This window comes from Aristaeella hokkaidonensis, from assembly GCF_018128945.1.
Lineage (GTDB): Bacteria > Bacillota > Clostridia > Christensenellales > Aristaeellaceae > Aristaeella > Aristaeella hokkaidonensis.
In genome coordinates this window covers 3065227-3092223 of sequence record NZ_CP068393.1, presented here as the reverse complement: position 1 = coordinate 3092223, position 26997 = coordinate 3065227, and the positions used below count along the sequence as shown (strand labels likewise).

Below are 26997 nucleotides of genomic sequence, written 5' to 3'. Positions count from 1 at the left end.
AGTACTCTTCTCCAGTATCCCTTGTTATTCTTTCCGGTGGTTGCGGACCGGTCCCCGCAGCATATCCCCGCAGCGGCTCCCCGGCAGTTCCATCCGGATAATTTCCCCGGCCACGCCCAGCGTGTCCAGGGTCTCTCCGGTTTTTTCGCGGATAAAAGATTTTGCCGTAATCTTCCGGACTCCGGAAGGTGTCATCAGCTCAAGCTCATCTCCGGCAAAGAACCGGTTCTTCAGCAGGATTTTTGCTGTGCCGTCTTCCCCCGCGTCTTCTGTAATGCGGCCCACGTATTCCCGGGCCTGCCAGAAGCCTTCCGCCTCTCCGGGGATCTCCGGATTCCCTTCCAGGAAGCCCGTATCGCTCTTCCGGTGGCTGGCACACTGCAGCTCCTCTGTCAGTTCCGGAAGCTTTTCCATGAAGGTTTCCCGTCCCTGCTTCAGCAGGTCCAGGGCCCGCCGGTACGCACCGGTCACCACGGCTACGTAATATTCCGTTTTCATCCGGCCCTCGATCTTCAGGCTGGATACGCCTGCTTCGCAAAGATCGGGGAGCAGCGGCATCAGGCACAGATCCCGGGCAGAAAAGAGGTAAGTTCCCTTTTCATCCTCCGCCACCGGCAGATATTCCCCGGGGCGTTTTTCCTCCACCACCGCGTACTGCCAGCGGCAGGGCTGAGCGCATTCTCCCCGGTTGCCGCTCCGGCCTGTCAGGTAGGCGGACAGCATACACCGGCCGGAGTAGGCCATGCAGCTGGCGCCGTGCACAAAGGTCTCGATCTGGATGCTGTCCCCAAGGATCTTACGCAGGGCACGGATTCTCTCCAGGCTCATTTCCCGGGCCAGGATCACCCGTTCACAGCCCAGTTCCCGGTACAGTTCCGCCGCCGGAGCGTTCACGGTATTTGCCTGGGTGCTGACGTGCACCGGCAGCTGAGGCACCTTTTTGCGCAGGGTCACAATCGCGCCGGGATCCGCCACAATAGCGGCGTCCACGCCGATCTCCGCGGCCTGGGCAGCCGCCTGTGCGAATCCCTCCAGCTCATCGTCAAAGGGATAGCTGTTCATGGTCACGTAGAACTTTTTCCCTGCCTGGTGAGTCAGCGTCACCGCTTCCTTCAGGGCGTCAGGATCAAAGTTCCCCGCAAAAGCCCGCAAGCCGTATTTTTTCATCCCGCCGTATACGGCGTCCGCACCGAAGTGCAGAGCCGCACGCAGTGAGTCCATATTCCCCGCAGGGGCGAGCAGTTCCGGGATCCCCATTACTGGATCCCCCTCTCCTCGTCATACTTCTTCCAGTAAGGCGCGTAGATTTCCACCGCGCGGCGGTGCTGGTCCAGCGTCTTGGAGAAATACAGCTCCCCGCTCTCCGGCTCCTTGGCGCAGAAGAACAGGTATTTTTCGTTCACCATACTCTCATCCGGATAGAGTGCCGCGCGGATTGCGTCGGCAGAAGGGTTGCAGATCGGTCCCAGCGGCAGTCCCGTCACCCGGTAGGTGTTGTAGGGGCTGTCTGTGTTCAGGTCGCTGTCAGACAGGGACATCTTCCGGACGCCGGTAATGTAATGAACCGTAACGTCGCTTTCCAGCTTCATGTTTTCCTTCAGGCGGTTGTGGAACACCGCGCTGACCTTGGTAAAGTCGCTGGCCTTTGCTTCTTTTTCGATCAGGCTGGCCAGGGTCAGCACCTGGTCCATGTTCAGGCCCAGTTCTTCCGCCCGCGCTTGGTTTTCTTCCGTGAAGACTGTCTCGGTCTGGCTCAGCAGCTTTTTGACGATCTCCTCTTCCGTGGCGGAAACGTATACTTCGTAAGTGTTGGGAGCCAGATAGCCCTCCAGCACGTATTTACGCTTTTCCGGCTGGCCGGTAACCAGCACGTCCTTGACGTAGTAATAATCCTGGAACGCTTTGCCGTCCTTACAGATGGCCAGCAGCTTGTCCGCGTTCTCCAGCACGCCGTTCTTCACCAGCCGTGCCGCGAAGTCCTCGATCGTCTCGCCGGGGATCAATGTAATGTTGCGAACCAGCGGGTTGCCGTCGCCGGTGGTCAGCAGATCGGCAATCTCCGTCATCTGCATCCCCTTGGTCATGGTATAGCTGCCCACCTGGATCTTCTGGCCCATACCGGCAAAGTCACAGTAGTATTTGAACAGGCTCTTGCTCCGGATCAGTCCGGCTTTTTCCAGGTTGGTGGCTACCTTGTTCAGGCTGTCGCCGCTGCTGATCTCAAAGCTGTATTCCGTGGGATCGTCCGGATCCACAGGCGCAAGAAAACTGCCGTACAGCTTATTCCATACGGTCATTCCGATGCCCACTACCAGAATGAGAACCGTCAGCCCCACCAGGATCGGGCGGAGAATGTGCCACAGCCCGCTGTACCAGTAGAGTCCGTATTCCCGTTCATCCCGCACGCTGCGGTATGTGTCCCTTTTACTCAATGCTCAGCCCTCGACTCCGGGAACGGCGATGTCCAGATCCGCCGCTTCGGTCACGATTTTGAAGATATCCGCCAGCGCCTGCTGCAGCTGCATTTCAGACAGCAGGAAGCGGCTGACCTCCGGTTTGGAGAACAGCAGGCTGGATATGCCGGAAAACCGCTGCATATCCTCCTCATCCGCTGCCTTTCCGCTCATGGCGGACATCTGGATGGTCATCTGCAGCTTCCGGTATTCCTTCACCAGGGCCGCGGTGGTTTCTTCCGCCATGACCTGTTCCTTCAGCTCATGATAGGTTTTATATTCTTCACTGTCGCGGATGTCCTGCGCCAGGCGGTACGTCGATGAATAATCCATGCCCCTCATCCTCCTCGTAATAAACAACGGTCAGGGGAGCGTTTCGCTTCCTCCTGACCGTTATTATATCCATTTTTCCTTTAAAGCGCAACGAACCGGCGCTCCGGACGGTGCTTACACGTCCAGGATGATCGGCAGGATCATCGGGTTCCGCTTGATCTTGTCGAAGATGAAGCGGTGCACTTCGTCCTTGATGTTGTTCTTCAGTTCCGGCCAGTTGTCGCCTTCCAGGCTGCTCTTGGCCAGGATCTGACGGACCAGCTCCTGGGTGCTGTCGATGATGTCTTCGTTTTCCTTCACATAGATGAAACCGCGGGAAACGATATCCGGACCGGATACAAGTTTCTGCTCGTCCCGGTCGATAGCCAGCACAACGATCAGCAGGCCGTCCTGGGACAGGTGCTTCCGGTCGCGGAGCACCACGTTTCCGACGTCGCCGACGCCCAGGCCGTCCACCAGCACGCCGCCCACGGGCACCTGTTCGCCCAGGGCCAGGACATCCTGGTTCATCTCAATCACCTGGCCCAGCTCCGGAATGACGATATTCTGGCTGGGAACGCCCATGGCTTCCGCCAGGATGGCGTGCTGCCACATCATGCGGTATTCGCCGTGGACCGGGATGAAGTACTTCGGCCGGACCAGCGCATGCAGGAGCTTGATTTCCTCCTGGCAGGCGTGGCCGGAAACGTGTACCTCAGCCATGCGGCTGTAAATGACCTGCGCGCCCAGCCGGTATAGCTGGTTGATCACGCGGGAGATAAACTTCTCGTTGCCGGGAATCGGCGTGGAGGAGATGATCACCATGTCGCTCTGGCGGATCTGCAGTTTCCGGTGCTCGGCGTAGGCCATGCGGGTCAGGCCCGCCATCGGCTCGCCCTGGCTGCCGGTGGTCATCACCAGCACTTCGTTGTCCGGATAGTCATCCAGCACGTCCATGTCAATCAGCCAGCCCTCGGGAATCCGCAGTTCCCCGATGCTCATTGCCACGCGGCTGACGTTCACCATACTGCGGCCGATGAAGCAGACGCGGCGCCCGTAACGGATCGCGTTGTCGATAATCATCTGCATACGGTGAATGTTGCTGGCGAACATAGCCACGATTACACGGCCGCCCGCCTGTGCAAACAGGTTTTCAAAGGTCTCGCCGACCTTCAGTTCGCTCATGGTGTAGCCGGAGCGTTCCACGTTGGTGGATTCACACAGGAAGGCCAGCACGCCCTGCTCACCGTATTTGGCGAAGGTCTGCAGGTCTGTGATCTGTCCGTCAATGGGCGTATAGTCCACCTTAAAGTCGCCGCTGCAGATGACCGTGCCCGCCGGGCAGGTGATTGCAATGGCGCAGGCGCCGGCAATGGAGTGGCTGACGTGAATGAACTGGCAGCTGAACTGTCCCAGCTGGACGGTATCCCGGGGCTGTACCACGTGCATCGGGATGCCTTCCACCCGGTATTCCTTCAGTTTCAGATCCACCAGCGCCATCGTCAGCTTGGTGCCGTATATATGCGAAGGCGCTTGTTTTAAAATATAGGGAGTTGCGCCGATATGGTCTTCATGGCCATGGGTAAAGAGATAACCGCGGATATGATCCCGTTTCCCCATCAGATAGGTGATGTCCGGAATCACCAGGTCCACTCCCAGCATGTCTTCCTTCGGGAACACGCTGCCGCAGTCCACGACGATGATGTCATCTTCGTATTCAAAAACATACATGTTTTTGCCTATTTCGTCCACACCACCAAGAGAGACAATCCGCAGCCGTGAAGCTTCCTTTTCCTGACTCTTCGTGCCCACAGTGAACCTCCTTTCGTACGTACAAATATTCAACAATTTCAGAAAACACGACAGGCATAAAGATAGCCTAGTGTCTTCATTGGTTCGCTATTATGAAGCTCACACTTTGACACATTATATCACAGATTTTGGAAAAGCGCTACCCCTTACAATAAAAAGGTTTCAGGGATTTTTCCCCTGTCTTTTACGGCAAAAAATGAGACAATATCTACATCTCAGGGCCGTAGCCTGTTTTCGTACAAGCTGCATTTGTGCAACAAAAGTACGAACTTATTCATAAAGTACAAACAAAAAACGGACTGCCTTTCGGCAGTCCGTGAGGATGTCTTTCTTACGCGTACAGCGGGTAGTTGGCCATCATGGCTTCGACCTGCTTCTTGATTTCCGGAACGGCGGCTTCGCCCTCGCGCAGGACCTTAGCGATCCAGCTGGCAACCTTGGCAAATTCCGCTTCCTTCAGACCCCTGGAGGTGGCGGCGGGAGTACCCACGCGGATACCGCTGGTCACGAAGGGGCTGCGGGTCTCATTGGGCACGGTGTTCTTGTTCACCGTGATGTTGGCTTCTTCCAGCAGGTTTTCCATCTGCTTGCCGGTCATTTCCGTACCGGTGAAGTCCAGCAGCAGCAGGTGGTTGTCCGTTCCGCCGGACACCATGCGGACGCCTTCTTCACGGAAGGTCTTTTCCATGGCCTTCGCGTTCAGGATGATCTGATGCTGATAGGTCCGGAAGTCTTCCTTCAGCGCTTCGCCGAAGCAGACAGCCTTACCGGCGATCACATGCTCCAGCGGGCCGCCCTGGGTTCCGGGGAAGATGGCCTTGTCAATAGCCTTGGCATACTCTTCCCGGCACAGGATCATACCGCCGCGGGGACCGCGCAGGGTCTTGTGGGTGGTGGTTGTCACAAAATCAGCAAAGGGGACGGGGCTGGGATGCTCACCGGCAGCCACCAGGCCGGCGATGTGAGCCATATCCACCATCAGCAGGGCGCCGACTTCATCCGCGATTGCCCGCAGTTTCGGGAAATCAATCACACGGGGATAAGCGGAGGCACCGGCGACGATCATCTTCGGCTTGCATTCCAGGGCAATGCGGCGGACATCTTCATAATCGATCATTTCGGTTTCGGAAGAAACGCCGTAGGGAACGAAATTGAAATAGGAACCGGACATATTCACGGGGCTGCCGTGGGTCAGGTGGCCGCCGTTGGACAGGCCCATACCCATGACCGTATCGCCGGGCTTCAGCATGGCGAAGTAGACAGCCATATTTGCCTGGGCGCCGCTGTGGGGCTGGACGTTGGCGTGTTCAGCGCCGAAGAGCTTGCAGGCCCTCGTGCGGGCCAGGTCTTCGATAATATCCACGCACTCGCATCCGCCGTAATAGCGTTTTCCCGGATAGCCTTCCGCGTATTTGTTTGTGAGGCAGGTACCCATGGCAGCCATCACCGCCGGAGAAACAAAGTTCTCACTGGCAATCAGTTCCACATGGGTCCGCTGACGGTTCAGCTCCAGCCCGATGGCCTCGGCTACTTCAGGATCAGCCTGACGGATCAGTTCCAGTTCCATTGCAAATCACCCTTCTCTCTAGAAAATTGCACCAAGCAAGTATAGCAATATTTCCATATGCATACAATGCCCGGAACAGAAAAAAAACCGCCTGCGCTCAGACCGGGCACCCCTGCAGCACATCCTCGCAAGCGCTTACTGCTGCTTCCGTCAGGACCTGACAGGGTTCACACCGGAGGATCGCACAGGACCCAATCCTCATCGCGCAAACGGCAATGCATAGTATACCGTTTTCCGCCATGAAAAGCAAGAGCCGCAGGTTTCTTTCCCTGCCGGTTTTTGTTTTTCTTTGTCCGGCAGGTTACATTGTATTTTTTTGCCTTATGATTCGTATACACCTTGACCTGAAACGCCCTGAAAGCGTAAAATATCTTTTGTTGTTTTGATCGTTCTTGACAAGGGGGAGAGACGGAAGATGAAGCTCGGTTTTGACCATGACAAATATACCAGGATGCAGTCTGAGCGCATTATGCAGCGCATCGACGAATTCGGCGGCAAGCTCTACCTGGAGCTGGGCGGCAAGCTGTTTGACGACTTCCACGCCAGCCGCGTTCTTCCCGGCTTCCAGCCGGACAGCAAGGTCCAGATGCTGCTGAAGATGAAGGACAAGGAAGAAATCCTGATCGCGGTCAACGCCAACGACATCGAAACCAGCAAAATCCGCGGGGACCTGGGCATCACCTACGACCTGGACACCCTGCGGCTGATCGACGCCTTCCGGAGCATCGGCCTGTACGTGGGCTCCGTGGTGCTCACCCGCTGGGCCGGCCAGCCCGCCGCCGTCGCCTTTGAGCAGCGGCTGAACGCCCAGGGCATCAAAACCTACCGTCACTACCCCATTGAAGGATATCCCACCAATATTGAACACATCGTCAGCGATGACGGTTTCGGCCGGAACGATTATGTGGAAACCACCCGCCCCCTGGTGCTGGTAACCGCTCCCGGACCCGGCAGCGGCAAGATGGCCACCTGCCTCAGCCAGCTGTACCAGGAAAACCGCCGCGGCATTAAGGCCGGCTACGCCAAGTTTGAAACCTTCCCCATCTGGAACCTGCCGCTGAAGCATCCGGTCAACGTGGCTTACGAAGCTGCCACCGCGGACCTGAGCGACGTGAACATGATCGACCCCTTCCATCTGGAAGCCTACGGCCAGACGACCGTCAACTATAACCGGGACATCGAAATCTTCCCGGTGCTGAATGCGCTGTTCGAGCATGTGTGGGGCAAGTCCCCCTACAAGAGCCCGACTGACATGGGCGTGAACATGGTAGGCTACTGCATCACCGATGACGATGCCTGCCGTGAGGCTGCCGAGAAGGAAATCATCCGCCGGTACTACACCGCCCGCTGCTCCTTCCTGCAGGGCCATGCCGCCAAAGAGGAAGCCGAAAAGATCCTGCTGCTCATGAAGCAGCTGAACCTGAACGAAGCGGAACTCCGTCCCGTGATGGCCGCCGCCCGTGCCAAGGCGGAAACCACCGGTCATCCCGCCCTGGCCATTGAACTGCCCAACGGCGAGATCGTCACCGGCAAGACCACGGATCTGCTTGGACCGTCCGCCGCGGTCATCCTGAATGCGCTGAAGAAGCTGGCCCGGATCCCGAAGAAGGCCCACCTGATCTCTCCGGAAGTTATCGAGCCCGTACAGGATCTGAAGTGCAAGTACCTGGGCAACCACAACCCGCGTCTGCATTCTGACGAAGTGCTTGTTGCCCTGTCCGTTTCCGCGGCTACCAACTACAACGCCGCCCGGGCCCTGAGCAAACTGCCGAAGCTGAAGAACTGCGAAGCCCACTCCACGGTCATTCTCCCCGCGGTGGACGACAACACCTTCCGCCGTCTGGGCGTCACCCTGACCTGTGATCCCGGCTACCAGAGCCATAAGCTGTATCACAAATGATATTTGTGATACAGCAATGCAGAATTAAGAATGCAGAATGATATAGTGTTACAGCCAATCAAAAGGAGCGGTTCAATCGAACTGCTCCTTTTCGTTATGTGACAGTTGATCTGTTGCTCTGTCATCTTTTCGTTTCCGCTCTCCATTGCCTCCACAACACCAAAAGCAAAACATCCCGCCCGTTATGCGAAATGTGACAACAGGGACAGACTAACTGTCATCATTCCAAAGGAACGTGACAGTTAGTCTGTCCCTGTTGTCACATTTCTCTTCTCCGCTGCCTCCACATTGTCATTCTGGGGTTCGGAACGCCCGGAGAAAGAGCCAGTGGCTCTTTCTCAGTGGAGAACGGGGCAAACCACCTGCAACCGCCAGTGGCGGATGCTTTGCAGGCGGTGAGGTCAACTGAAACGAGCGATCTGTCCGGGGGACAGTCGCGACGATTGAAGTTGCGGGTATCAGCCCCGGGGAGTCGAGAAATCTCCCCCGTCGCAGCGGATAATTATTCATTGTTAATTGTTAATTGAAAAAACCCCCGTCTTTCCCGAGACCTTAGGGAAAAGCGGGGGTTTTTGTTTCAGCAAACTTATTTCATTTCTTTGATCGCCGGAATGTTCTTCAGGGATCTCCACAGGAGCAGGCCCAGCACACCGCAGCTTATAATCTCACCAATTCCCACAGTGATCATAAGGGGAAGATAACCGGAGGCATTGATCGTTGTCTGGGTAAACGGAATGGTGACCGAAACATCCGGGAAATGATAAATCAACAATACGATAGGTACAATCAGCATATTGCTGATCACCGGCGGAATCCAGGCCAGCAGGGGCTTATCCTTCAGCAGGCGGGTTCCGATCGCTCCCAGCAACGTGGCCACGCTGCCCAGGAGAATATCCACCGGACCCAGGCCAAAAAGGATATTTGCCAACACGCAGCCGATTGTCAGGCCGGGTACAGCAGCAGCCGTAAAGACCGGCATAATCGTCAGCGCTTCAGACAGACGAACCTGAATGGCGCCGCTGGCCAAGCCGGCCAGGTTTGCGACCCAGGTCAGTACCACATACAGCGCGGCAATCATGCTGCTAATGGTTAGTTCCTTAGTTGACAGTTTTCTCATAATAATCCCATCCTTTAGTTTTGTTTTAGGTGAGGAAGGTCTCGAACTCACCGCGCGTAAGGCGCCTGCGCATTATACCTCATGATCGCTTATAAATCAAGGGATACCGATCAGGTAGGAGGGGAGTGAAGGAAGCGGTGACCCAGTGGGCTATCCTGCGAAGCAGGAAGTGACCCGGAGTCCTGTTGTGCGCGGTGCGCGGGGTTCGGAACGCCCGGAAAACTGTCCAGTGGACAGTTTTCAGTGGAGAACGGGCGGCAGCCCCGGGCACGAGGAATTCCGCCCGCGGTGCGCGCGCGAATCCTTGCCGAAACGAGCAATGCGACCGCTCCAAGGGAGCAGTGCGACGATTGAGGTTGCGGATAGGAGGTAGGAGCGAGTCCGGACTCACTTCTTGCAAATTGTATGTATTTTTATATAATGATTACATAAGAGTTGCGTTTTTCCATACTGCCCCATAACCATCTTCCCATCGACACAAAAATAAGGAGTGAGCTCTATGCAGGATAAGGTACGGGAATACCTGAACGATTGCGAACATCAAAAGGAACTGGCTGAGGCCAGGTACCGCTACAGGGTGCTTGAGTATGCAGGTCTCCTAGAGAGCAAAAAGGATTATATTGAAGTCACCCGGGAAGAATACGAATATTACAAGGCAACCGACAGCAACCTTACCAAGTATTCTGACTGGAAATACTATGTCCTGAAAAAGCTTCCGGTGGAAATGAGTGAAGAGGAATTTGCCGCCGTAGAAAAGCAGATTCCCGAATCCGTTCTCACCAAGTTGAAACAGAGTTCTCCCATCCCCACAGCAAAACTGATTGAGAAAAAAGAAAAGGACTGGGTGGTCATACTCCTCACCGTTGCAGCGGGCATCATCACCCTCGGCGGCCTGATCCTTGCGATCATGGCGGGTCGTCTTCCGACCAACTATTACATTAACGACGTCCAGCAAATCAATTTCTCTTTCTCCGTATTCCTGTCAACGTTCCTTCCCTATATACTTTACGGCGCCATCTGCCTGTTCCTGGTCGAGGTCTGCAAAAAAGCCGGGGCAGCCCTGAAGATATTCGGGAAGAAATAAAGGAACAAGCCCGACTCAACCATTCGTCGAATAAATAAAGAAGAACGTTATTGTCCACAGTGATAAACTGTGTTAGCTTGTTTATATCATAAAACCAAGTCTGTGAGAGGAGCATGGATGTGACAGCAGGGACAGACCAACTGTCACATCAGCGCCTTGTCCCCTTTGTTACATAGCAATCGGCCTGTGGAAATCTCCTCAGGCCGATAACTTTTCATTTGCATTATTTTATTCCCCATGCGATCATGCTTCCCAGGTTCCGAAGCGTTTTGGCTTCCATGTCGCCGTGGAGAATGATCTTGTTGTTGAATGCCAGGGCCACGGTGGCTCCGCCGTCCAGGTTCAGGGCTTCCGTGCAGCCGTATTCCTTCATCTTGTCAGCCAGCCAGGTCAGCTTGTATCCCTGGTACTTATTGGTGGGCCGTCCCGTGGTCACGATCAGGATATAGTGATAGGGCTCGATCATGCCCAGTGCCACCCGGGGTTCCGAATAGTTGTTGATCTTTTCCAGTTTCGGATGCACCTCACCCCCGGACAACAGCCAGGGTCCGAAAGCAAACACATGCACCGCGCCCTGCTCCAGGTACTCTTCCGCAGTCAGCGCGTCGCAGTCAAAGGCCTTCATGCTGCCGTCCTGGTACACCGCCATGGTATCCAGGTTCGGCCAGCTCCGTTTCTTCTGGCTGTTCCGCGTCTTGGTCGCAATCACTTCACCGTTGCGGATGACTACGCCATGATAATCATACTTCGTCTTTCCTTTACTGACAGGAGTAATCCGCAGGCCGTACATGTCATCGGATACAGCCAGGATGGACGGATTCTTTGCAATCAGGTCCTCCACATGGCGCTGTTCGATGCCCGCATAGGCCACGCCCTTCAGCTTCAGGCTTTCCTTGGGGGCGGACTGGATCGCTCCCAGCGGAGATGCCTCGGAGCACCAGATATCCGCCACACAGTATATCTGCTTCTTTTTCTTCTTGGTCTTCTCCTCGAACCGGGTCACTTTGATGGACAGGTCCTTGGAAGCATACTGCCAGATGCCCTGTTTTTCATCCTCCAGGATGTATTCCTCTCCGGGATTGTCGTCTCCGGTCAGGAATCCTTTTTCGTCAAAATGCCAGCCGTCCTTTTCCGTTCCTTCGGCGCCGGATAATCCAGGCAGCAAAAGCAGTATCGTCAGGGTCAGGGCCAGCAGTCGTTTCATCATCTTCATTACGGTTTCTTCTTTCGAATGTAATATTGTCTCAGGATCGCCGCATTCAGTTTCGCCGGCAGCAGCTTGTGCACATACACCGCCAGGTGCTGATCCGGACTGGCAATCCGTTTCCGGAAGGGAATCTTCTTTTTATCCAGCGTCCGGGCTATCTTCCGGCCCAGCACGTCCGGATCGGATCCGTTATGTTCGTCATGGGCAATGACGGATACCGAGCTTTCGTATTCCGCGGCATAGGGAGAATTGTCGTTCATGGCTGCCGCGTGGGGACGGTACTTGTCACTTCCGCTCCGGTGATCCCCGGGCTCCACCAGCATCACCTGGATGCCGAAAGGCTTAACCTCCAGGGCCAGGCACTCCGCGTATCCTTCAATGGCATGCTTGCTCGCCGTATAGGCGCTCTGGAAAGGAATGCCCAGCAGGCCGTTGATGGAGGAAAACATCACAATCTTGCCGCCGCCCTGTGCCCGCATGATCGGAAGCACAGCCCGGTTTACCCGGACCATGCCCAGGTAGTTGGTGTCGATTACCCGGCGGAACTCTTCGGTTCCGGTCTCCTCGCAGGAACCCAGCACCAGCATGCCCGCGCACTGCACCAGGGCATCCGGCGGAGCTATCTCAGCCGCCTTCTCGCAGAAGCGCCGGACGCTTTCTTCGTCCGTCACGTCCAGCTTCAGCCGGTACATGCCGTCGGTTTCGCCTTCTTCAAAGCTACGGGCGCCGGCAATCACGCGCCAGCCGTCTTTCTGCAGCTGCATCGCGGTGTGCAGTCCCAGTCCGCTGGAAGCACCGGTTACCCAGACCGTTTTCTGTCCGCTCATGATTCCGACCTCCGTTTCTCCACGAGGTGCACATACGCATGTATTTTAATATACCCTTTCCCTTTTCGCAAGCCTGACAACGATCACCGGAGTGTATGGCAGTAACCTCCATATTTTTAAGTTTTAAGTCTTAAGTTTTCAGTATTCATTTCCAAATGAAAACACTCCCGAAGAATCTTCGGGAGTGTTGATCATTTGGATTTACTTGTTCATTGCTTCCTGCACAGCCACAGCCACAGCAACGGTCATACCGACCATGGGGTTGTTACCGGCGCCCAGGAAACCCATCATCTCCACGTGAGCGGGGACGGAGGAGGAACCGGCGAACTGCGCGTCAGAGTGCATACGGCCCATGGTGTCCGTCATACCGTAGGAGGCAGGACCGGCAGCCATGTTGTCGGGATGCAGGGTACGGCCGGTGCCGCCGCCGGAAGCCACGGAGAAGTACTTCTTGCCGGCTTCCCAGCGTTCCTTCTTGTAGGTGCCCGCAACGGGATGCTGGAAACGGGTGGGGTTGGTGGAGTTACCGGTGATGGAGATGTCCGCGCCCTCGTGCCACATGATGGCAACGCCTTCACGCACATCGTCCGCGCCGTAGCAGTTAACCTTGGCACGGTCACCGTTGGAGTAAGCGGTCTTCTTGACAACGGTCAGCGCGTGATCTTCCTTCACGTCAGCGGACAGATAGTCATACTTGGTCTGCACATAGGTGAAGCCGTTGATCCGGGAAATGATCATGGCGGCGTCCTTGCCCAGGCCGTTCAGGATAACCCGCAGGGGCTTTTTACGAACCTTGTTGGCGTTCAGGGCGATTTTGATGGCGCCCTCAGCAGCAGCGAAGGATTCGTGGCCGGCCAGGAAAGCGAAGCATTCGGTTTCCTCGTCCAGCAGCATGGCGCCCAGGTTGCCGTGGCCGATACCGACCTGGCGCTGGTCCGCAACAGAACCGGGGATACAGAAGGCCTGCAGAGCGGTGCCGATCCACTTGGCGGCTTCAGCAGCGTTCTTGGCGCCTTCCTTGATGGCGATAGCGGCGCCCAGTTCATAGGCCCACTTCACGTTCTCAAAGCAGATGGGCTGGGTGCTCTCCACGATGGAGTAAGCGTCAACGCCCTTGCCGTTGGTAAAAGCTTTAACTTCCTCGAAGTTTTTGAATCCGTACTTGTCCAGAACAGGCTGCAGCTGAGGCATGCGGCCTTCATAGTTTTCAAACAAAGCCATTTGTCTCACACCTCCCCTTATTCCTTACGCGGGTCAATCCACTTGACCGCGCCGTCTTCAGCCTTGAACCGGCCGTAGGTGCCCAGGTTCTTTTCGTACGCTTCGTTCGGGGACATGCCCTTCTTGATGGCGTCCATCATCTTGCCCAGGCTCAGGAACTGGTAGCCGCAGACCTGATCGTCCTTGTCCAGTGCCATCTTGACAACATAACCTTCGGTCATTTCCAGGTAACGGGTGCCCTTTTCGCGGGTGCCGTACATGGTACCGACCATGGAACGCAGGCCCTTGCCCAGGTCTTCCAGACCGGCGCCGATGCGCAGACCGTCATCGGAGAAGGCGCTCTGGGTGCGGCCGTACACGATCTGCAGGAACAGTTCGCGCATAGCGGTATTGATAGCGTCGCACACCAGGTCGGTGTTCAGGGCTTCCAGGATGGTCTTGCCGGGCAGAATCTCACTGGCCATAGCGGCGGAGTGGGTCATACCGGAGCAACCGATGGTCTCCACCAGTGCTTCCTCGATGACGCCGTTCTTCACGTTCAGGCTCAGTTTGCAGGTGCCCTGCTGGGGAGCGCACCAGCCAATGCCGTGAGTATAACCGGAGATATCTTTAATCTCCTTGGCCTGAATCCATTTTCCCTCTTCGGGAATAGGCGCGGGGCCATGATTCGGACCCTTCGCAACACAGACCATTTCTTCCACTTCTTTGGTGTATTGCATGTGAATCGGTTCCTCCTGTCTCAGGTTGATAGTATTGTTATTGGTAACCGATTAAGTATACCATATTCCTCAAATCTTGTACAACCATTAATTCATAAATCATACAAGGATCAGAGCGCTTTAAGTACTTCCCGGATTGCGCTGAACGCTTTCGCCGCGCTGTTTCTTACGTTCTTCTCAAAATCCGCTCCGGTTCCGTCAAACGCGTCGCTGATGCACTTGATGGACAGGCACTTTACGCCGCTGCGCTCGCATACCCGGGCAATACCCGCCAGTTCCATCTCGCACAGGCCGCAGCCGGATTCACGCAGGCGCAGTTTCTCATTCCTGTCTTCCACGAACTTATCCGCGCTGGCTACCGCGATTTTCCGGATTCCGGGGATCTTCTCCGTCACAAGGTTCACCAGGCCTGCATCCAGGGGAATGAATTCATCAGGATACTCCGAGTACTGGCCCAGTTTCTCAGTGCCGCCGAAGGCAGTGATATCGAAATCATAATGCCATGCCTTCTCTGCCACGAACAGGTCTTCCACCTTCAGGTCTTCCAGCAAGGCGCCGGTCACGCCGAAATTCAGGATCAGTTCGCAGCCGTATTTCACGATCAGCAGCATGGTTGCAGAGGACGCATCAATCTCTCCGCAGCCGGAACATACGGCATAGATTTCATGGCCTTCCATCCGGGTCTTGTAGATAGTTCTGCCCGCCACAATCTCCTCGGTCCGCTCTTCCCCGCTCTGCAGGAAAGCCTCCAGTTCCCGGGTAATTGCGATCAAAAGTCCAATCTTCATCTTCTCACCACCTTAAGCATATAGAATTTTTAAGTTTTAAGTATTCATTTAAGAAAAAAGGGCTGTCATCAGACAGCCCTTTTCTTCTGTTTTATTACTTCTGCATCGCGGCGATCTCAGCGGCCAGGTCATCCTTCCGCTTTTCGATGCCTTCACCGCGCTCGAAGCGGCTGAACTTCACAACATCCAGTTCAGCGCCGGCAGCCTTGGCGATCTCGCCCATCAGACCCTTGATGTTCTTATCGGGATCCTTGACGAAGGGCTGCTCGAGCAGGCACACTTCCTTGTAGTACTTTTCGATACGGCCTTCGACCATACGATCGACGATCTTCTCGGGCTTGCCTTCGTTCAGAGCCTGGGCGCGAAGGATTTCCTTTTCCTTCTCCAGCTTCTCAACGTCCACTTCTTCGCGGCGGACAGCCTCGGGCTTGGCAGCGGCGATCTGCAGAGCCAGGTCATGAGCGAAGGTCTTCACGTCTTCGCTGGCACGGCCGGCAGCATCAGCGGCAACTTCGACCATAACGCCGACTTTGCCACCCAGGTGAATGTAGGTGGAAACCACACCGGTGGTCTCGTAGCGGCTGAAGCGGCGGACGGAGATCTTCTCACCGATCGCAACGGTCGCATCGCTGACCAGGTCGGAAATGGTCTTGCTGTTGTCGTCCACGAAAGCCTGGGCCATCAGGGCGTCCACATCAGCGGGGTTAGCCAGAGCAACCTGCTTGGCAACCTTGTTGGCGAAGCCGATGAAGTTATCGGTCTTGGCAACGAAGTCGGTTTCGCAGTTCACTTCGACGATCGCACCGATGGTGCCTTCATCGTTGGTGTACTGAGCCACAACGCCTTCAGCGGCGATACGGCTGGCCTTCTTGGCAGCCTGGCTCAGTCCCTTTTCACGCAGCCATTCAATGGCCTTGTCCATATCTCCGTCGCTCTCAACCAGAGCCTTTTTGCAATCCATCATGCCGGCGCTGGTGCGCTCGCGCAGCTCTTTAACCATAGCGGAAGTAATTGCTGCCATATTAATCAATCCTCTCTAATATACTTATTCTATTTGTCAGAGGTTCAAGCCGTTAATGATTAAGCTTCGGTAGCTTCCTCGGCGGGCTTCTCTTCGGCTTCAGCGGGAGCTTCTTCAGCTTCAGCTTCAACCTGCTCGCCCTGCTTGCCTTCCAGCACAGCATCGGCCAGCTTGCCGGCGATCAGCTTCACAGCGCGGATAGCGTCGTCGTTGCCGGGGATCACGTAGTCGATTTCGTCAGGATCGCAGTTGGTATCAACAATGCCCACGATCGGGATGCCCAGGATGCGGGCTTCGGTCACGGCGATGTGCTCCTTGCGGGGGTCCACAACGAACAGAGCGCCGGGCAGCTTCTTCATCTCGCGGATACCGCCCAGGTTGGTTTCCAGCTTTTCCCGCTCGTGGATCAGCTTGATAACTTCCTTCTTGGGCAGCACGTCGAACTGACCGCTCTGTTCCATCTTGTCGATCTGGTTCAGGCGCTCAATACGGGTGCGGATGGTCTTGAAGTTAGTCAGCATACCGCCCAGCCAGCGGTTGTTGACATAAAACATGTTGCAGCGCTTGGCTTCGGATTCAATGGATTCCTGGGCCTGCTTTTTGGTGCCGACGAACAGGATGCTCTTGCCTTCCATCGCGATGTCGCGGACGAAAGCATAAGCTTCATCAACCTTGCGGACTGTCTTCTGCAGGTCGATGATGTAGATGCCGTTACGTTCGGTGAAGATGTACTGCGCCATCTTCGGGTTCCACCGGCGGGTCTGATGACCAAAGTGTACGCCGGCTTCCAGAAGCTGTTTCATGGAAATGACTGCCATAGGGGTTCCCTCCTTGTTATTTTCCACCCCTTTCCCTTGTGCGGCCGGCCACCGCGGTGTGCGGCACAAGCAGTCGCAGGGAAAAGGTGCGTAATCGGATGGATTTTACCATACATTTCAACCAAAAGCAAGTTTTTCTGACCTGATTTCTTTCTTTACTTTACAATGTTTTCAATGGTATAATCTGACCAGGCAAGTGGCCGGAAAAGACATTTTTACTATTAAGAATATGGAGGTAGTCATTATGAAGTGGGTATGTCCCGTATGCGGGTACGTACATGAAGGGCCCGAACCGCCCGAGAAGTGCCCCGTCTGTAAAGTTCCCGGTTCCAAGTTCATCAAACAGGAAGGCGAAATGACCTGGGCTGCCGAGCATGTGGTCGGCGTTGCCAAGGACGTTCCGGAAGAAATCAAAGCCGGTCTGCGTTCCAACTTCGAAGGCGAATGCTGCGAAGTCGGCATGTACCTGGCCATGGGCCGCGCCGCTGCCCGTGAAGGCTATCCGGAGATCGCTGAATATTGGAAGACTGCCGCTTTTGAAGAAGCTGAGCATGCCGCCAAGTTCGCCGAGCTGCTGGGCGAAGTGCTCTCCCCCAGCACCAAGGAAAACCTCCGCGTCCGCGTGGAAGCCGAAAACGGCGCCACCCAGGGCAAGACCGACCTGGCCAAGAAAGCCAAGGAGCTGGGCCTGGATGCCATCCATGACACCGTGCATGAAATGGCCCGCGACGAAGCCCGCCACGGCAAGGCCTTCAAGGGTCTGCTGGAGCGGTACTTCGGTAAATAATAACAGCATTTCCGGCAGGGTAGGACTTTTGTCCTGCCCTGTTTTTAGGTCTGTACAATGAAAATATGTGCAAAAAAACAGGACAAATGCAAAATAGCGGGAATTATTTTGCGAATTCAAACCTTTTATATACTGGTTAACCCTGCTATTCTGTATCCGGAATGAGGTGTTTGTTATAGTTTGATAAAAATACGGAGGCTGTTTTTATGAACAAATCCGACCTGCTGCGAGCTCTGAAAAAGTTCTTCCTGACAGTTTTCCCAAGGTTTCTGCTTTTTTATGCACTTGCCCCGGCACTGTGTATCATCTTCCTCAGGCGTCCCATCGGCGAGGCTGCCTGTCTTTCCGGTACGGCTGCCTTCCTGATCCTTCTGGCCGCTTTAGCCGCAGTCATCCTGAACTGGCTGGTATATAAAGCCGTTCAAAAAAAGCGGCCGTCACTTCTGGTTTTTTCCCATGGCATCCTGTGCCTGCTGATCACCGCATACATTCAGTACGAAGCGCTTCCGACAGCCACCACCCTGTTCGCGACCCTGGCCATGGTCTGCGGTACCCTTGCACTGTTGTACATGCTCGTGCTCAGTCGCTGGTTTGCCTCCTTCCGCGGCTCCAAAGCGTCGCTCGCACTCGCCGTCGGCCTGCGGATCATCTTCGGCGTGGTGCTCTTCTTCGTTCTTTGGCAGATCCTCCGGGATATAGAAACACGCCATGCCACCCGGGACACCTGGCTCACGCTCGGTATCCTGATCCTTATGCTGCTGTCTGCCGCCGCTCCCCGGCTGCATTCTGCCTACCGCATCCATACGCTGCACCGCAGGGCCACGGGTCTGGCCACGGGTACCCTCACCCGGATCATCGGGGAAACCCACCTGGACCTGGACGACGATCCAGTCACCCTGTTCCACTGTACCATTCAGTATACGGTGAATGACATTCCCTATGAGACGCATGCAGACGCCACCCGCTTTATCCTGCGGAAATACGGAAAGGAAAACTTCCTCGGCCGGAAAATCCCTGTTTTTTATGATCCGACGGATCCCGTGTCCGCGTATGTAAACCAGATCGACAAACACGTCCTCGACTATCCGAAAGAAGAACTGGAGCTGCCGGAAGAAGGGATCCCTGTAGTCTGACGCCCGGCCTGCGTCAGCTTGAAATCACCCCGGTGATTTATTATAATATCCGCGTAAAATCTCACTAAATTATGTATTCAGGAGGTGTACCGTACGATGTTCGGAACTTTTATGATCGTTTTCTTTGCTGTTCTCGTTGTACTTGCAGTTATCGGTCTCTGGATAAAAAAGAACACTCCCCAGTCAAACAACATCAAAGAGCCGGACAAAGTGCTTGAAAATGTCGCCGACCTGGCAGACAATTTCAACCGCGCACGGTACCAGGAACAAGATGGACAATAAACATTGCAATTTTCACGTTCTGTTACTCCTTCTGCTGCTTTTGCTGGTTCTTCCGCTTTTCGCCAGCGCAGACGGAACGACCATTTCTTATGAAGGAACTGATTACCCCCAGGATGCCGAGTATATTGACCTCGGTAATTTTGTCGTTACAGACTTTGATGCCTTTACCGCATTTCTTGACCAGATGCCGTCCCTTCGGCAGGTAGATATGTGGCAAAACCGGATGACCGCTGACCAGTGTGATATGCTGGCTGCCCGCTATCCTGATATGCGCTGGGGCTGGACCATGGTGATCCGCAACCGGGATCATGAGCACCTGGTGCGTACGGACTATACTTCCTGGTCCACGCTGCATAACGACACCAGTGCAAAGCACAACAGTGAGGATTTTTCCGTACTGAAATACTGCTGGAACCTCATGGCACTGGATGTAGGCCATAACAACGTCACCAATCTGGACTTTCTGTATGATCTGCCCAACCTCCGGATCCTGATCGTAGCCTGCAACACGATTGAAGATATCACTCCCATTGCTTCTCTGAAGCATCTGGAATATCTGGAACTGTTCAAGAACAGAATCCTGGATATCTCCCCGCTGGAAGGACTCGATCACCTGATGGATCTGAATCTGTGCTTCAACCGGATCGAGGATCTGAGCCCTGTGCTGAAGCTTCCCAATCTGAAGCGGCTCTGGATGTATTCCTGCCGGAAGATTAACGCTGTTCCCGTCGGTGAGGATGTGGACGCAATCCGCGCTGCCTTCCCGAACACCAATATCAACACCACCCATTATTCCACCCTCGGCGGCTGGCGGATGATCACACAGACCAAACGGGATCCCCATTACGAAGTGATCCTGAAAAACTTTGGTGAAAACCATCTTCACCCCCGGACTGAGTATGTCCCCTTCGAAGACAGCTGGCCTTCGGAGGATGTCGTCATTCCGGAATCGGAAGAGCCGCTGGAACTGCTGGCTCCACAGGATTTTTCAGACAAGGGATATATGCTTCCCATTGATTATTCCATCGGCAGCGCGCCGAAGGCCTCCGGATATACCGGCAATGATACTTATTCCGATTCCACCATCACGGTCTCCATCGGAAGTGGTGTCTATGAAGATTGTCAGTATTGGACTGCTGATATTCTCCTGAAAGACGCTTCCCAGCTCCGCACCCTTGCAGCCAGCCTGAACGGTTCTTTTGAAACGACAGGCCAGATGGACGCCATCCGGCTGGCAGAGCGTGCCAATGCCGTACTCGCCATCAACGGGGACTATTTCAGCAGCACCGAAAAGCGTGGATTGGGATACATCGTCCGCCAGGGAACCCTGTATGAGAACAACCTGGATCCTGTCGGCAAGTGGAATGCATTGCTGATGGACGTACTCCTGGTTGATGAAGACGGCGATTTCACAGGCATTCATCAACCCCAGGAAGGATCAGTTCCCGCGCATATCAACGGCAAGCGGGTGCTGAATTCCTTCTCTTTCGGTCCGATCCTGGTGGAAAACGGCCGTCCTGTGGACGACTTCCGCGGCACTGATCGCTGGATCAATATGGCCTGGATGGATCCCCGTCAGCGGATCTGCATCTGCCAGGTAGATCACCTGCATTACAAAGTCGTATGCTGTGCCGGACCTTCCCAGAAGAACGGCGGCATGACCCTCCATCAGTTTGCCGATTTTGTCGCAACACTGGACGTAAAGATCGCCTATAACCTGGATGGCGGCGATTCCACCCTGCTCTTCTTCAGAGGAAACAAGGTCAACGAGCTGGGTTATCAGTCCCAGCGGAAACTGACCGATATCATCTATTTTGCCTCGGCTGAATAATCCTGTGAGCTGGTGAACCATATGCTTTCTGCAACAACGTTGTATTTTGCGATCCTGGCACTGAGTATCCTGGTGTCAGGTTCCCTTTTCCTGCTGAGCGTCCGGAAGCACGGGCTTTCCGTGCCCCTGGCGGCGGGCATTTTTATTGCCGGCCTTGTGCTGGCTTACTTTTTTGCCAAGGGCGTCTATGTGGCGCTGAACTATTCCGCACTGAAGGCCAACGGTGCCGGCAAATGGTTCCTGCTGGTGCCGGAACAGTTTTCCTTCGTCGGCGGCGCAATCGGTTTCTGCCTGGCGCCGGTGCTGTTCCGCGCAAAAAAGCGCAGGGAAATCCCCGCGTATCTGGACCAGCTGGCCTTTCCCGCCGGATTACTGGCAGCCCTGATGCGGTTTGATGAAATTTTCCTGGGAGAACTGGGACTGGCGGATCTCCGCGACATCGGCCTACAGGACATGACGGACGGTGACCTGTTTGCGCGGTTCCCCTTCGCGGTGAAGGACAGCTGGGGCGTATGGTACCTGGCCGTGTGCACCATCGCGGCACTTATGATCCTCGTGATCGTCGGCTGCATGGCGCTGCGGGCACGGAAGGGCCGCCCCCTGCCGGAGGGGCTGCGCTTTGAGCGCTTCGTCTTCCTGGTATGCGCCGTGCGGCTCTTCCTGGAGCTGACCCGGCTGGACTGCCTGATTTTCTTCTTTGTGCATGTGGACCAGGTGCTGGCCGCGGTGGTGATGCTCATCCTGTTCATCCGCGCCGGATACAGGGTGAAACAGCGGAGCGGGCGCTTCCCGGGATGGGCCCTGGTGATTTACCTGATAAGCTATGTGCTGAACGGGATCATGCAGTACGCGATGGACAAGCCCTGGCATTTTCAATCCCTGCTGCCGGAGGGCGTCTACAACTGGCTTGCCTATAACCTGAGTTCCTTCGGCACCTGCGTACTGCTGGCGACCACGATTGTAACGGTGATCCTGTACCTGTGCCTGTGCCGGAAGGAAACAAAAACCGCAGGAGAGGCTCCTGCGGCTTAACCGGCCCTACGCGTCATTATTCTCCCTGGATTTCTTCCAGGCTTCCTTATACAGCCGCTCCAGTGAACGTTCCGTTCCAGGGCGGTAGTTTTTTTGCAGGTATTCGGCAACGCTTCCCTGCACGCCGATCACCTCCCGCCGGAATTCCCGGGCGGAAGTGCGCAGCGCTTCATTGCCCAGCGCAATCAGCTGCTCCGGCCGGTCGGAGGTCACCACCCGCACCCTCGCCCGGTTCCGGGCCAGCAGGGTGGTTTTTTCAATATAGGCGTCCGCGGTCTGTGCCTCCCGGGTATAGACCACGTAGATATTCTTGTATTTTTCCGCGGATCCGGGATTCCCTTTCACCTTGTAGGCGTCAAAAACCAGGATAACCTCCCGTCCCGTCATGCCCGCGTAGTCGCACATCAGCTCCGTCAGCTGCATCCGGGCCGCGTCGAAGTTTTCCTGTACCCGGTCCTTCCACTCATCCCAGGCAAACAGCACATTATAGCCGTCCACCAGCAGGATCTCGCCCTCCGGAGCCGGCGTCCGTTTCTCCTCCGGCAGTTTTTCCGCCGGGGTTTCCTTCGGCACAGGGTTCATCAGCCGCTGGGCCTTTACCGGTCCGTAGGTTTTTTCAAAGATGTGCCGCAGGGTTTCCTCTTCCTCCGCGGTCCCCCGATACGGCGCGGCGCCGACCGTCCGGACAGCCGGAGCGGCTTCCGCTTTTTTCCTTTCCTCTTTTAAAGGCAGGTGCATATACTGCTCCACCTGGTCCCAGGGAACCGAAACCCCGGCACCGTGGGAGCAAAATACGGAATCCGCCGGATTCATCACGTCCCGGAGCGGATCATAGGCTTTTTCCGCAATCACCTTTTCCGCCTCCGCGCAGGGCAGGTATGCGGAAAAGGAAGCAATCATCCGTCCCGCCCCTCCGGTCCGCGCGCTCAGGTCCCGGGCATAGTTCCGGCAGGCGGAAGCAGGCACCACAGCCCGAATCTTCCGGAGTCCTTCCTCCGCGTCCTCCGGTCCTTCCGGCCTGCCGCCCATCAGGGTCAGGTCGTTCATTACCCGGCCCAGGGCTTCCTGGGGCACGGTGATTTCCAGCGACAGATAGGGCTCCAGCAGTACGCATCCGGCCTTCATCAGGCCCTGGCGGACCGCCCGGTAGGTGGCCTGCCGGAAATCCCCGCCCTCCGTATGCTTCAGGTGAGCCTTTCCGGCGATCAGGGTGATTTTCATATCCGTGATCGGGGCGCCGGTCAGGATGCCCCGGTGAATCTTTTCCTGCAGGTGGGTCAGGATCAGCCGCTGCCAGTTCAGCGCCAGGTCGTCCGTGGACACGTCCGTGTCAAACACCAGGCCGCTGCCGGCGGGCAGGGGCTCCATCCACAGGTGCACCTCCGCGTAGTGGCGCAGCGGCTCATAGTGGCCCACGCCTTCAGCCGGAGCCATAATGGTTTCCCGGTACAACACGCTTGTCTCGCCGAAGGAAATCTCAATCCCGAAGCGGTCCTTCATCTGCCGGCGGAGAACCTCCAGGTACACGTCTCCCATGGAGTGCACCCGGATCTCCCGCCGGGCTTCCACAAACTCTGTCTGCAGCAGCGGTTCCTCTTCCGTCAGCGTCTTCAGGCAGTCCAGCACCTTGTGCAGGTCTTCCCCGGGGCCGGGAATCACCCGGCAGGCATAGCAGGGGCGCAGGGTCTGCTCCCCTTTGATATATTCAGCGCCCAGGCCATCCCCGGGCATGGCTTTGCTCAGTCCTGTCACGCAGCACAGTTCTCCGGCCGCCGCCCGCTGCGCCGCGCTATATCTTGCCCCGGAATACTGCCGGATTTCGGCAATCTTTTCCGTCCAGCTGTTTTCTCCGGTGCCGCCGGTCACCTGGTCCCGGGTTTTCAGTTCCCCGCCCGTCACCTTCAGGAAGGTCAGCCGGTTTCCCTGGGGATCCCGGGCAATCTTGTACACCCGCGCGCCGAATTCCTTCGGGTACTCTTTTTCCTCCGCGAACCCGGCCAGGAAATCCAGCAGCGGTTCCACACCCTCGTTCTTCAGGGCCGCCCCGAAAAAGCAGGGGAACAGCTTCCGTTCCCGGATCAGGGAGCGGATCCGTTTTTCAGGCACAGCGCCGTCCCGCAGGTACAGATCCAGGCAGGTCTCATCGCACAGGGCAGCCGCCTCTGAGGGATCTCCGGTAAAATCCGCGATCCGGTCAGACAGTGCGCCCAGCGCTGTAATCAGTTCCTTCCGGCTTCCCTCGTACCGGTCCATTTTATTCGCAAACAGGATTACCGGCACCCCGCTGCGCTCCAGCAGTTTCCACAGGGTCCGGGTATGGGACTGGACGCCCTCCGTGGCGCTGATCACCAGCACCGCGGCATCCATCACGCTGATGGCCCGCTCCGTTTCCCCGGCGAAGTCCGTATGGCCGGGAGTGTCCACCAGCGTCAGGTCTGTTTTTCCCCAGGTCAGCCGTGCTTCCTTGGAGAAAATCGTGATGCCCCGTTCCTTCTCCATCTGTTCCGTATCCAGGAAGGCATCCCCGTGATCCACCCGGCCCTGGCGGCGCACTGCGCCGCTGAGAAACAGCATAGCTTCGGACAGGGTGGTTTTGCCCGCGTCCACATGGGCCGCCAGACCCACCGTCAGCTTTCCCGCCATGGCTGTTTCCCTCCTTTTTATAGTCTTCCGGATGGACTTTGGATTCAGGTTTTGATGGCATGAAGTATATCAGTATTCCGGGGCTTTGTCCATTTGAACTCCCGCTGTTTTCACGCTTGACGAAACCCTTCCGTTCACTTATGATGGAGCCAGAAAAGAAACGGCGTTTCGCCGCTTCCAACTGAGATAAAAAGAAAGGATGAAAATCGATGAAGTACGAATGTCCCTGCGGCTACATCTATGATCCTGAAGTTGGCGATCCCGAAGGCGGTATCGCTCCCGGCACTGCCTGGGAAGACGTCCCGGAGGATTGGGTCTGCCCCGTCTGCGGTCTCGGAAAGGATGCCTTCACTCCCGTCTGAGGCTGATTATTGTCTATGAATATTGTATGTCTTGACCTTGAAGGGGTGCTGGTGCCTGAGATCTGGATTGCCTTCTCCCAGGCCAGCGGCATCCCGGAACTGAAACGCACCACCCGGGACGAGCCGGACTATGACAAGCTGATGAAGTGGCGGCTGGGCATCCTGCGGGAGCACGGCCTGGGCCTGAAGGATATTCAGGACACCATTGCCACCATCGATCCCATGCCCGGTGCGAAAGAATTCCTGGATACCCTCCGGAGTGAAACCCAGGCGATCATCCTGTCCGATACCTTTACCCAGTTCGCTTCTCCCCTGATGAAGAAACTGGGCTGGCCCACCATCTTCTGCAATGAGCTGGAGGTGGGGGAAGACGGCATGATCACAGGTTACCGCATCCGGGTGGAAAAGAGCAAGCTGACCACCGTCAGGGCGCTGCAGAGCATCGGCTTTGAAACCATCGCCACCGGTGACAGCTACAATGACCTGGGCATGATCCAGGCCAGCAAGGCCGGCATCCTGTTCCGCTCCACCGAGCAGATCAAGAAGGATTATCCTGATCTGCCCGCCTGCGAAACCTATGACGAGCTGCTGGCGCTGATCCGCAAAGCACTGTAAACCAACGGATGAAAAGAGGGAGAGTCACAATCCTGTGACTCTCCCTTTCCTTTGGGAAAACAGGGCTCCGGAATCAGGCTCCGAAGATCTGGTCCAGTGTATCCTGAACCACCTGCTTGTATTCCTCCTGCAGCTGAGCGGGGGTCAGGTCGCCGTTGATGAATTCAACCAGCGGCATCTGCTCCAGCACGGTGCCGGCAAAGTCAACCACCGTCTTTTCGCCCATCTTCTTCATGATTTCAAAGTTCCACTCCTGCAGGTCCAGCTTGTCGGAAGTGGTGGTGTACCACCATTCCAGTTCTTCCGGATCATCCCGCAGAGCGGTATCGTCATGGTACCAGTTCTGATAGGCACGGAAAACATCATAGACCAGTTTCGGATTCTCGATGCCGACGGGGATGAAGTAGAAGCTGCCGGCAGCGATCTTGGTGGCGTTCGTTTCCGCGTTGCCGTGGGGTCCGATGGGGTAATCCACAAAGACCATGTCGAAGTCCAGGGTGGTTTCGGCCTTGCCGTCCCAGTTATAGTCGTCATAGTTGGCCATGATCCAGGCGGCGGTTGTGGTGAAGGCCACCTTCTTGTCACGGTACAGCCAGCGGCAGACGTCCCAGCCGTTTTCTGCGGGCAGCGGATAAGCCGCCTTGTCCGTAAGCCACAGGTCCTGGAGGAACTTCAGGGTTTCGCCCATTTCAACGGAGGACAGGTTCTCCTTGGGGGTGGAAGCCAGGGTCGTTCCGTTGGACATGTACCAGTAGGGCAGGCAGTCCGTGATCCAGGCGCCGTAGCCGTAAACATCCGTGACGCCGTCGCCGTCGTTGTCCTTGGTCAGGGCGATGCAGTACTCCCGGAACTTGTCCCAGGTCCACTCGCCGCGGGCGGCCAGCTCCCGGGGATCCTCCAGGTTGGCTTCTTCGATCATCTGCAGGTTGAAAGCCAGCGGATAGGTGGCAGCCACCTGGTCCTCAGCGCCGTTGACGGTAAGCAGGGAAACCGCGCCGCTTTCCAGGGCCACATAGTTCATGACGGTGTCGTTATGGGTGAGCAGCGGATCATCGGGATCCAGCACGTCACGCAGGTCCATGGCGTAGCCGTTCATGACGGCGGGAACGCCCCAGCCCAGTTCCACCATGTACACGTCGCAGTCCGGCTCGCCGGCCAGGATTGAGTTGTTCACGGAATCCTGCACGCCGGCGTAGGTCAGGTTCTGGAATTCGTAGGTCACACCGTAGGCGTCCTCGATATTCTTCACGTTGTCGAAGCGCATGAGGTCGGTTTCCTTGCCGGTGGCGGCCTCATTGTCTTCCCAGGATTCATCGTTGGAGTCATAGTAGATATCCCACCACAGACCGATGGTGATATTCCGGGGATCTTCCGCCAGCGCCGTCACGGCCAGGGAAAGCACCATAGCCAGTGCCAGCAGCATCGCTGTTATTTTTTTCATAAGTCAGTTTCTCCTTTCCAGAAAT

The 26997-nt window shown here is 56.1% G+C and carries 24 protein-coding genes and 1 other RNA gene; 9 read left to right on the top strand and 16 right to left on the bottom strand.

Going from position 1 to position 26997, the window contains the following annotated elements:
• Nucleotides 1–24: 24 nt before the first annotated feature.
• From JYE49_RS13930 to ffs, 6 genes are all read right to left on the bottom strand, one after another.
• Nucleotides 25–1221 (bottom strand): peptidase U32 family protein, encoded by a 1197-nt coding sequence (locus JYE49_RS13930; protein WP_179217365.1) that lies wholly within the window; start codon nucleotides 1219–1221, stop codon nucleotides 25–27.
• Nucleotides 1222–1256: 35 nt separating this feature from the next.
• Nucleotides 1257–2432 (bottom strand): endolytic transglycosylase MltG, encoded by a 1176-nt coding sequence (mltG, locus tag JYE49_RS13925; RefSeq protein WP_093957677.1) that lies wholly within the window; start codon nucleotides 2430–2432, stop codon nucleotides 1257–1259.
• A gap of 3 nt (nucleotides 2433–2435) precedes the next feature.
• On the bottom strand, nucleotides 2436–2786 hold the full coding sequence (locus JYE49_RS13920) for a YlbF/YmcA family competence regulator (protein ID WP_179217366.1): 351 nt from the start codon (nucleotides 2784–2786) through the stop codon (nucleotides 2436–2438).
• Between the two features lie 114 nt (nucleotides 2787–2900).
• The gene (locus JYE49_RS13915; protein WP_283399410.1) at nucleotides 2901–4577 is read right to left on the bottom strand and encodes a ribonuclease J; all 1677 of its coding nucleotides are present in this window, start codon (nucleotides 4575–4577) and stop codon (nucleotides 2901–2903) included.
• Nucleotides 4578–4908: 331 nt separating this feature from the next.
• Complete coding sequence (gene glyA, locus JYE49_RS13910; protein ID WP_093957679.1) at nucleotides 4909–6144, bottom strand: serine hydroxymethyltransferase; 1236 nt, start codon at nucleotides 6142–6144, stop codon at nucleotides 4909–4911.
• A gap of 69 nt (nucleotides 6145–6213) precedes the next feature.
• Nucleotides 6214–6421: signal recognition particle sRNA large type (ffs, locus tag JYE49_RS15325), an RNA gene on the bottom strand.
• 138 nt (nucleotides 6422–6559) lie between these two features.
• On the opposite strand from ffs, the gene JYE49_RS13900 reads away from it, so the two are divergent.
• The gene (locus JYE49_RS13900) at nucleotides 6560–8044 is read left to right on the top strand and encodes a DUF1846 domain-containing protein (protein WP_093957680.1); all 1485 of its coding nucleotides are present in this window, start codon (nucleotides 6560–6562) and stop codon (nucleotides 8042–8044) included.
• A 586-nt stretch (nucleotides 8045–8630) separates the two neighbouring features.
• Here JYE49_RS13900 and JYE49_RS13895 read toward each other — a convergent pair.
• Complete coding sequence (locus JYE49_RS13895; protein WP_093957681.1) at nucleotides 8631–9161, bottom strand: QueT transporter family protein; 531 nt, start codon at nucleotides 9159–9161, stop codon at nucleotides 8631–8633.
• Nucleotides 9162–9660: 499 nt separating this feature from the next.
• On the opposite strand from JYE49_RS13895, the gene JYE49_RS13890 reads away from it, so the two are divergent.
• Entirely contained in the window at nucleotides 9661–10245 is a 585-nt protein-coding gene (locus JYE49_RS13890; RefSeq protein ID WP_093957682.1) for a hypothetical protein, read from the top strand.
• A 223-nt stretch (nucleotides 10246–10468) separates the two neighbouring features.
• On the opposite strand, the gene JYE49_RS13885 is transcribed toward JYE49_RS13890, so the two are convergent.
• The 7 genes from JYE49_RS13885 to rpsB all read right to left on the bottom strand — a co-directional run bounded on the left by JYE49_RS13885 (nucleotide 10469) and on the right by rpsB (nucleotide 16846).
• Complete coding sequence (locus JYE49_RS13885) at nucleotides 10469–11452, bottom strand: phosphodiester glycosidase family protein (RefSeq protein ID WP_179217367.1); 984 nt, start codon at nucleotides 11450–11452, stop codon at nucleotides 10469–10471.
• Between the two features lie 5 nt (nucleotides 11453–11457).
• Entirely contained in the window at nucleotides 11458–12279 is an 822-nt protein-coding gene (locus JYE49_RS13880; protein ID WP_093957684.1) for an SDR family oxidoreductase, read from the bottom strand.
• Between the two features lie 201 nt (nucleotides 12280–12480).
• Entirely contained in the window at nucleotides 12481–13500 is a 1020-nt protein-coding gene (locus tag JYE49_RS13875) for a GGGtGRT protein (RefSeq protein ID WP_093957685.1), read from the bottom strand.
• A 17-nt stretch (nucleotides 13501–13517) separates the two neighbouring features.
• Complete coding sequence (locus JYE49_RS13870) at nucleotides 13518–14219, bottom strand: iron-sulfur cluster assembly scaffold protein (protein ID WP_084096122.1); 702 nt, start codon at nucleotides 14217–14219, stop codon at nucleotides 13518–13520.
• 110 nt (nucleotides 14220–14329) lie between these two features.
• Nucleotides 14330–15007: a 5'-methylthioadenosine/S-adenosylhomocysteine nucleosidase gene (gene mtnN, locus JYE49_RS13865; protein ID WP_093957686.1), complete on the bottom strand. Its 678-nt coding sequence runs from the start codon at nucleotides 15005–15007 to the stop codon at nucleotides 14330–14332.
• Between the two features lie 94 nt (nucleotides 15008–15101).
• Nucleotides 15102–16028 carry a translation elongation factor Ts gene (tsf, locus tag JYE49_RS13860; RefSeq protein ID WP_093957687.1) on the bottom strand — a complete coding sequence of 309 codons (927 nt, stop codon included), beginning with the start codon at nucleotides 16026–16028 and terminating at the stop codon, nucleotides 15102–15104.
• A 59-nt stretch (nucleotides 16029–16087) separates the two neighbouring features.
• A complete protein-coding gene (gene rpsB / locus JYE49_RS13855; protein WP_093957688.1) occupies nucleotides 16088–16846 on the bottom strand; it encodes a 30S ribosomal protein S2 in 759 nt (252 codons plus the stop codon).
• 241 nt (nucleotides 16847–17087) lie between these two features.
• Here rpsB and JYE49_RS13850 point away from each other — a divergent pair, with 241 nt between their 5' ends.
• The 5 genes from JYE49_RS13850 to JYE49_RS13830 all read left to right on the top strand — a co-directional run bounded on the left by JYE49_RS13850 (nucleotide 17088) and on the right by JYE49_RS13830 (nucleotide 21911).
• Nucleotides 17088–17633, top strand: a complete 546-nt coding sequence (locus JYE49_RS13850) for an NADH peroxidase (protein ID WP_093957808.1) — start codon at nucleotides 17088–17090, stop codon at nucleotides 17631–17633.
• A 206-nt stretch (nucleotides 17634–17839) separates the two neighbouring features.
• Nucleotides 17840–18766 carry a hypothetical protein gene (locus JYE49_RS13845; RefSeq protein ID WP_093957689.1) on the top strand — a complete coding sequence of 309 codons (927 nt, stop codon included), beginning with the start codon at nucleotides 17840–17842 and terminating at the stop codon, nucleotides 18764–18766.
• A 96-nt stretch (nucleotides 18767–18862) separates the two neighbouring features.
• Nucleotides 18863–19048, top strand: coding sequence for a hypothetical protein (locus JYE49_RS13840; protein WP_179217368.1), 186 nt, complete (start codon nucleotides 18863–18865; stop codon nucleotides 19046–19048).
• Nucleotides 19038–20879, top strand: a complete 1842-nt coding sequence (locus JYE49_RS13835; protein ID WP_179217369.1) for a phosphodiester glycosidase family protein — start codon at nucleotides 19038–19040, stop codon at nucleotides 20877–20879. The genes JYE49_RS13840 and JYE49_RS13835 overlap by 11 nt, the downstream gene beginning before the upstream one ends.
• Before the next feature lie 21 nt (nucleotides 20880–20900).
• On the top strand, nucleotides 20901–21911 hold the full coding sequence (locus JYE49_RS13830) for a prolipoprotein diacylglyceryl transferase family protein (RefSeq protein WP_093957691.1): 1011 nt from the start codon (nucleotides 20901–20903) through the stop codon (nucleotides 21909–21911).
• Between the two features lie 6 nt (nucleotides 21912–21917).
• On the opposite strand, the gene JYE49_RS13825 is transcribed toward JYE49_RS13830, so the two are convergent.
• Nucleotides 21918–24554, bottom strand: coding sequence for a translation factor GTPase family protein (locus tag JYE49_RS13825; RefSeq protein WP_093957692.1), 2637 nt, complete (start codon nucleotides 24552–24554; stop codon nucleotides 21918–21920).
• A 209-nt stretch (nucleotides 24555–24763) separates the two neighbouring features.
• On the opposite strand from JYE49_RS13825, the gene rd reads away from it, so the two are divergent.
• Nucleotides 24764–24916, top strand: coding sequence for a rubredoxin (rd, locus tag JYE49_RS13820; RefSeq protein WP_093957693.1), 153 nt, complete (start codon nucleotides 24764–24766; stop codon nucleotides 24914–24916).
• A gap of 15 nt (nucleotides 24917–24931) precedes the next feature.
• A complete protein-coding gene (gene thrH, locus JYE49_RS13815) occupies nucleotides 24932–25531 on the top strand; it encodes a bifunctional phosphoserine phosphatase/homoserine phosphotransferase ThrH (protein ID WP_093957694.1) in 600 nt (199 codons plus the stop codon).
• Between the two features lie 73 nt (nucleotides 25532–25604).
• Here thrH and JYE49_RS13810 read toward each other — a convergent pair whose 3' ends face one another.
• Nucleotides 25605–26972, bottom strand: coding sequence for an ABC transporter substrate-binding protein (locus tag JYE49_RS13810; RefSeq protein WP_093957695.1), 1368 nt, complete (start codon nucleotides 26970–26972; stop codon nucleotides 25605–25607).
• Between the last annotated feature and the right edge of the window lie 25 nt (nucleotides 26973–26997).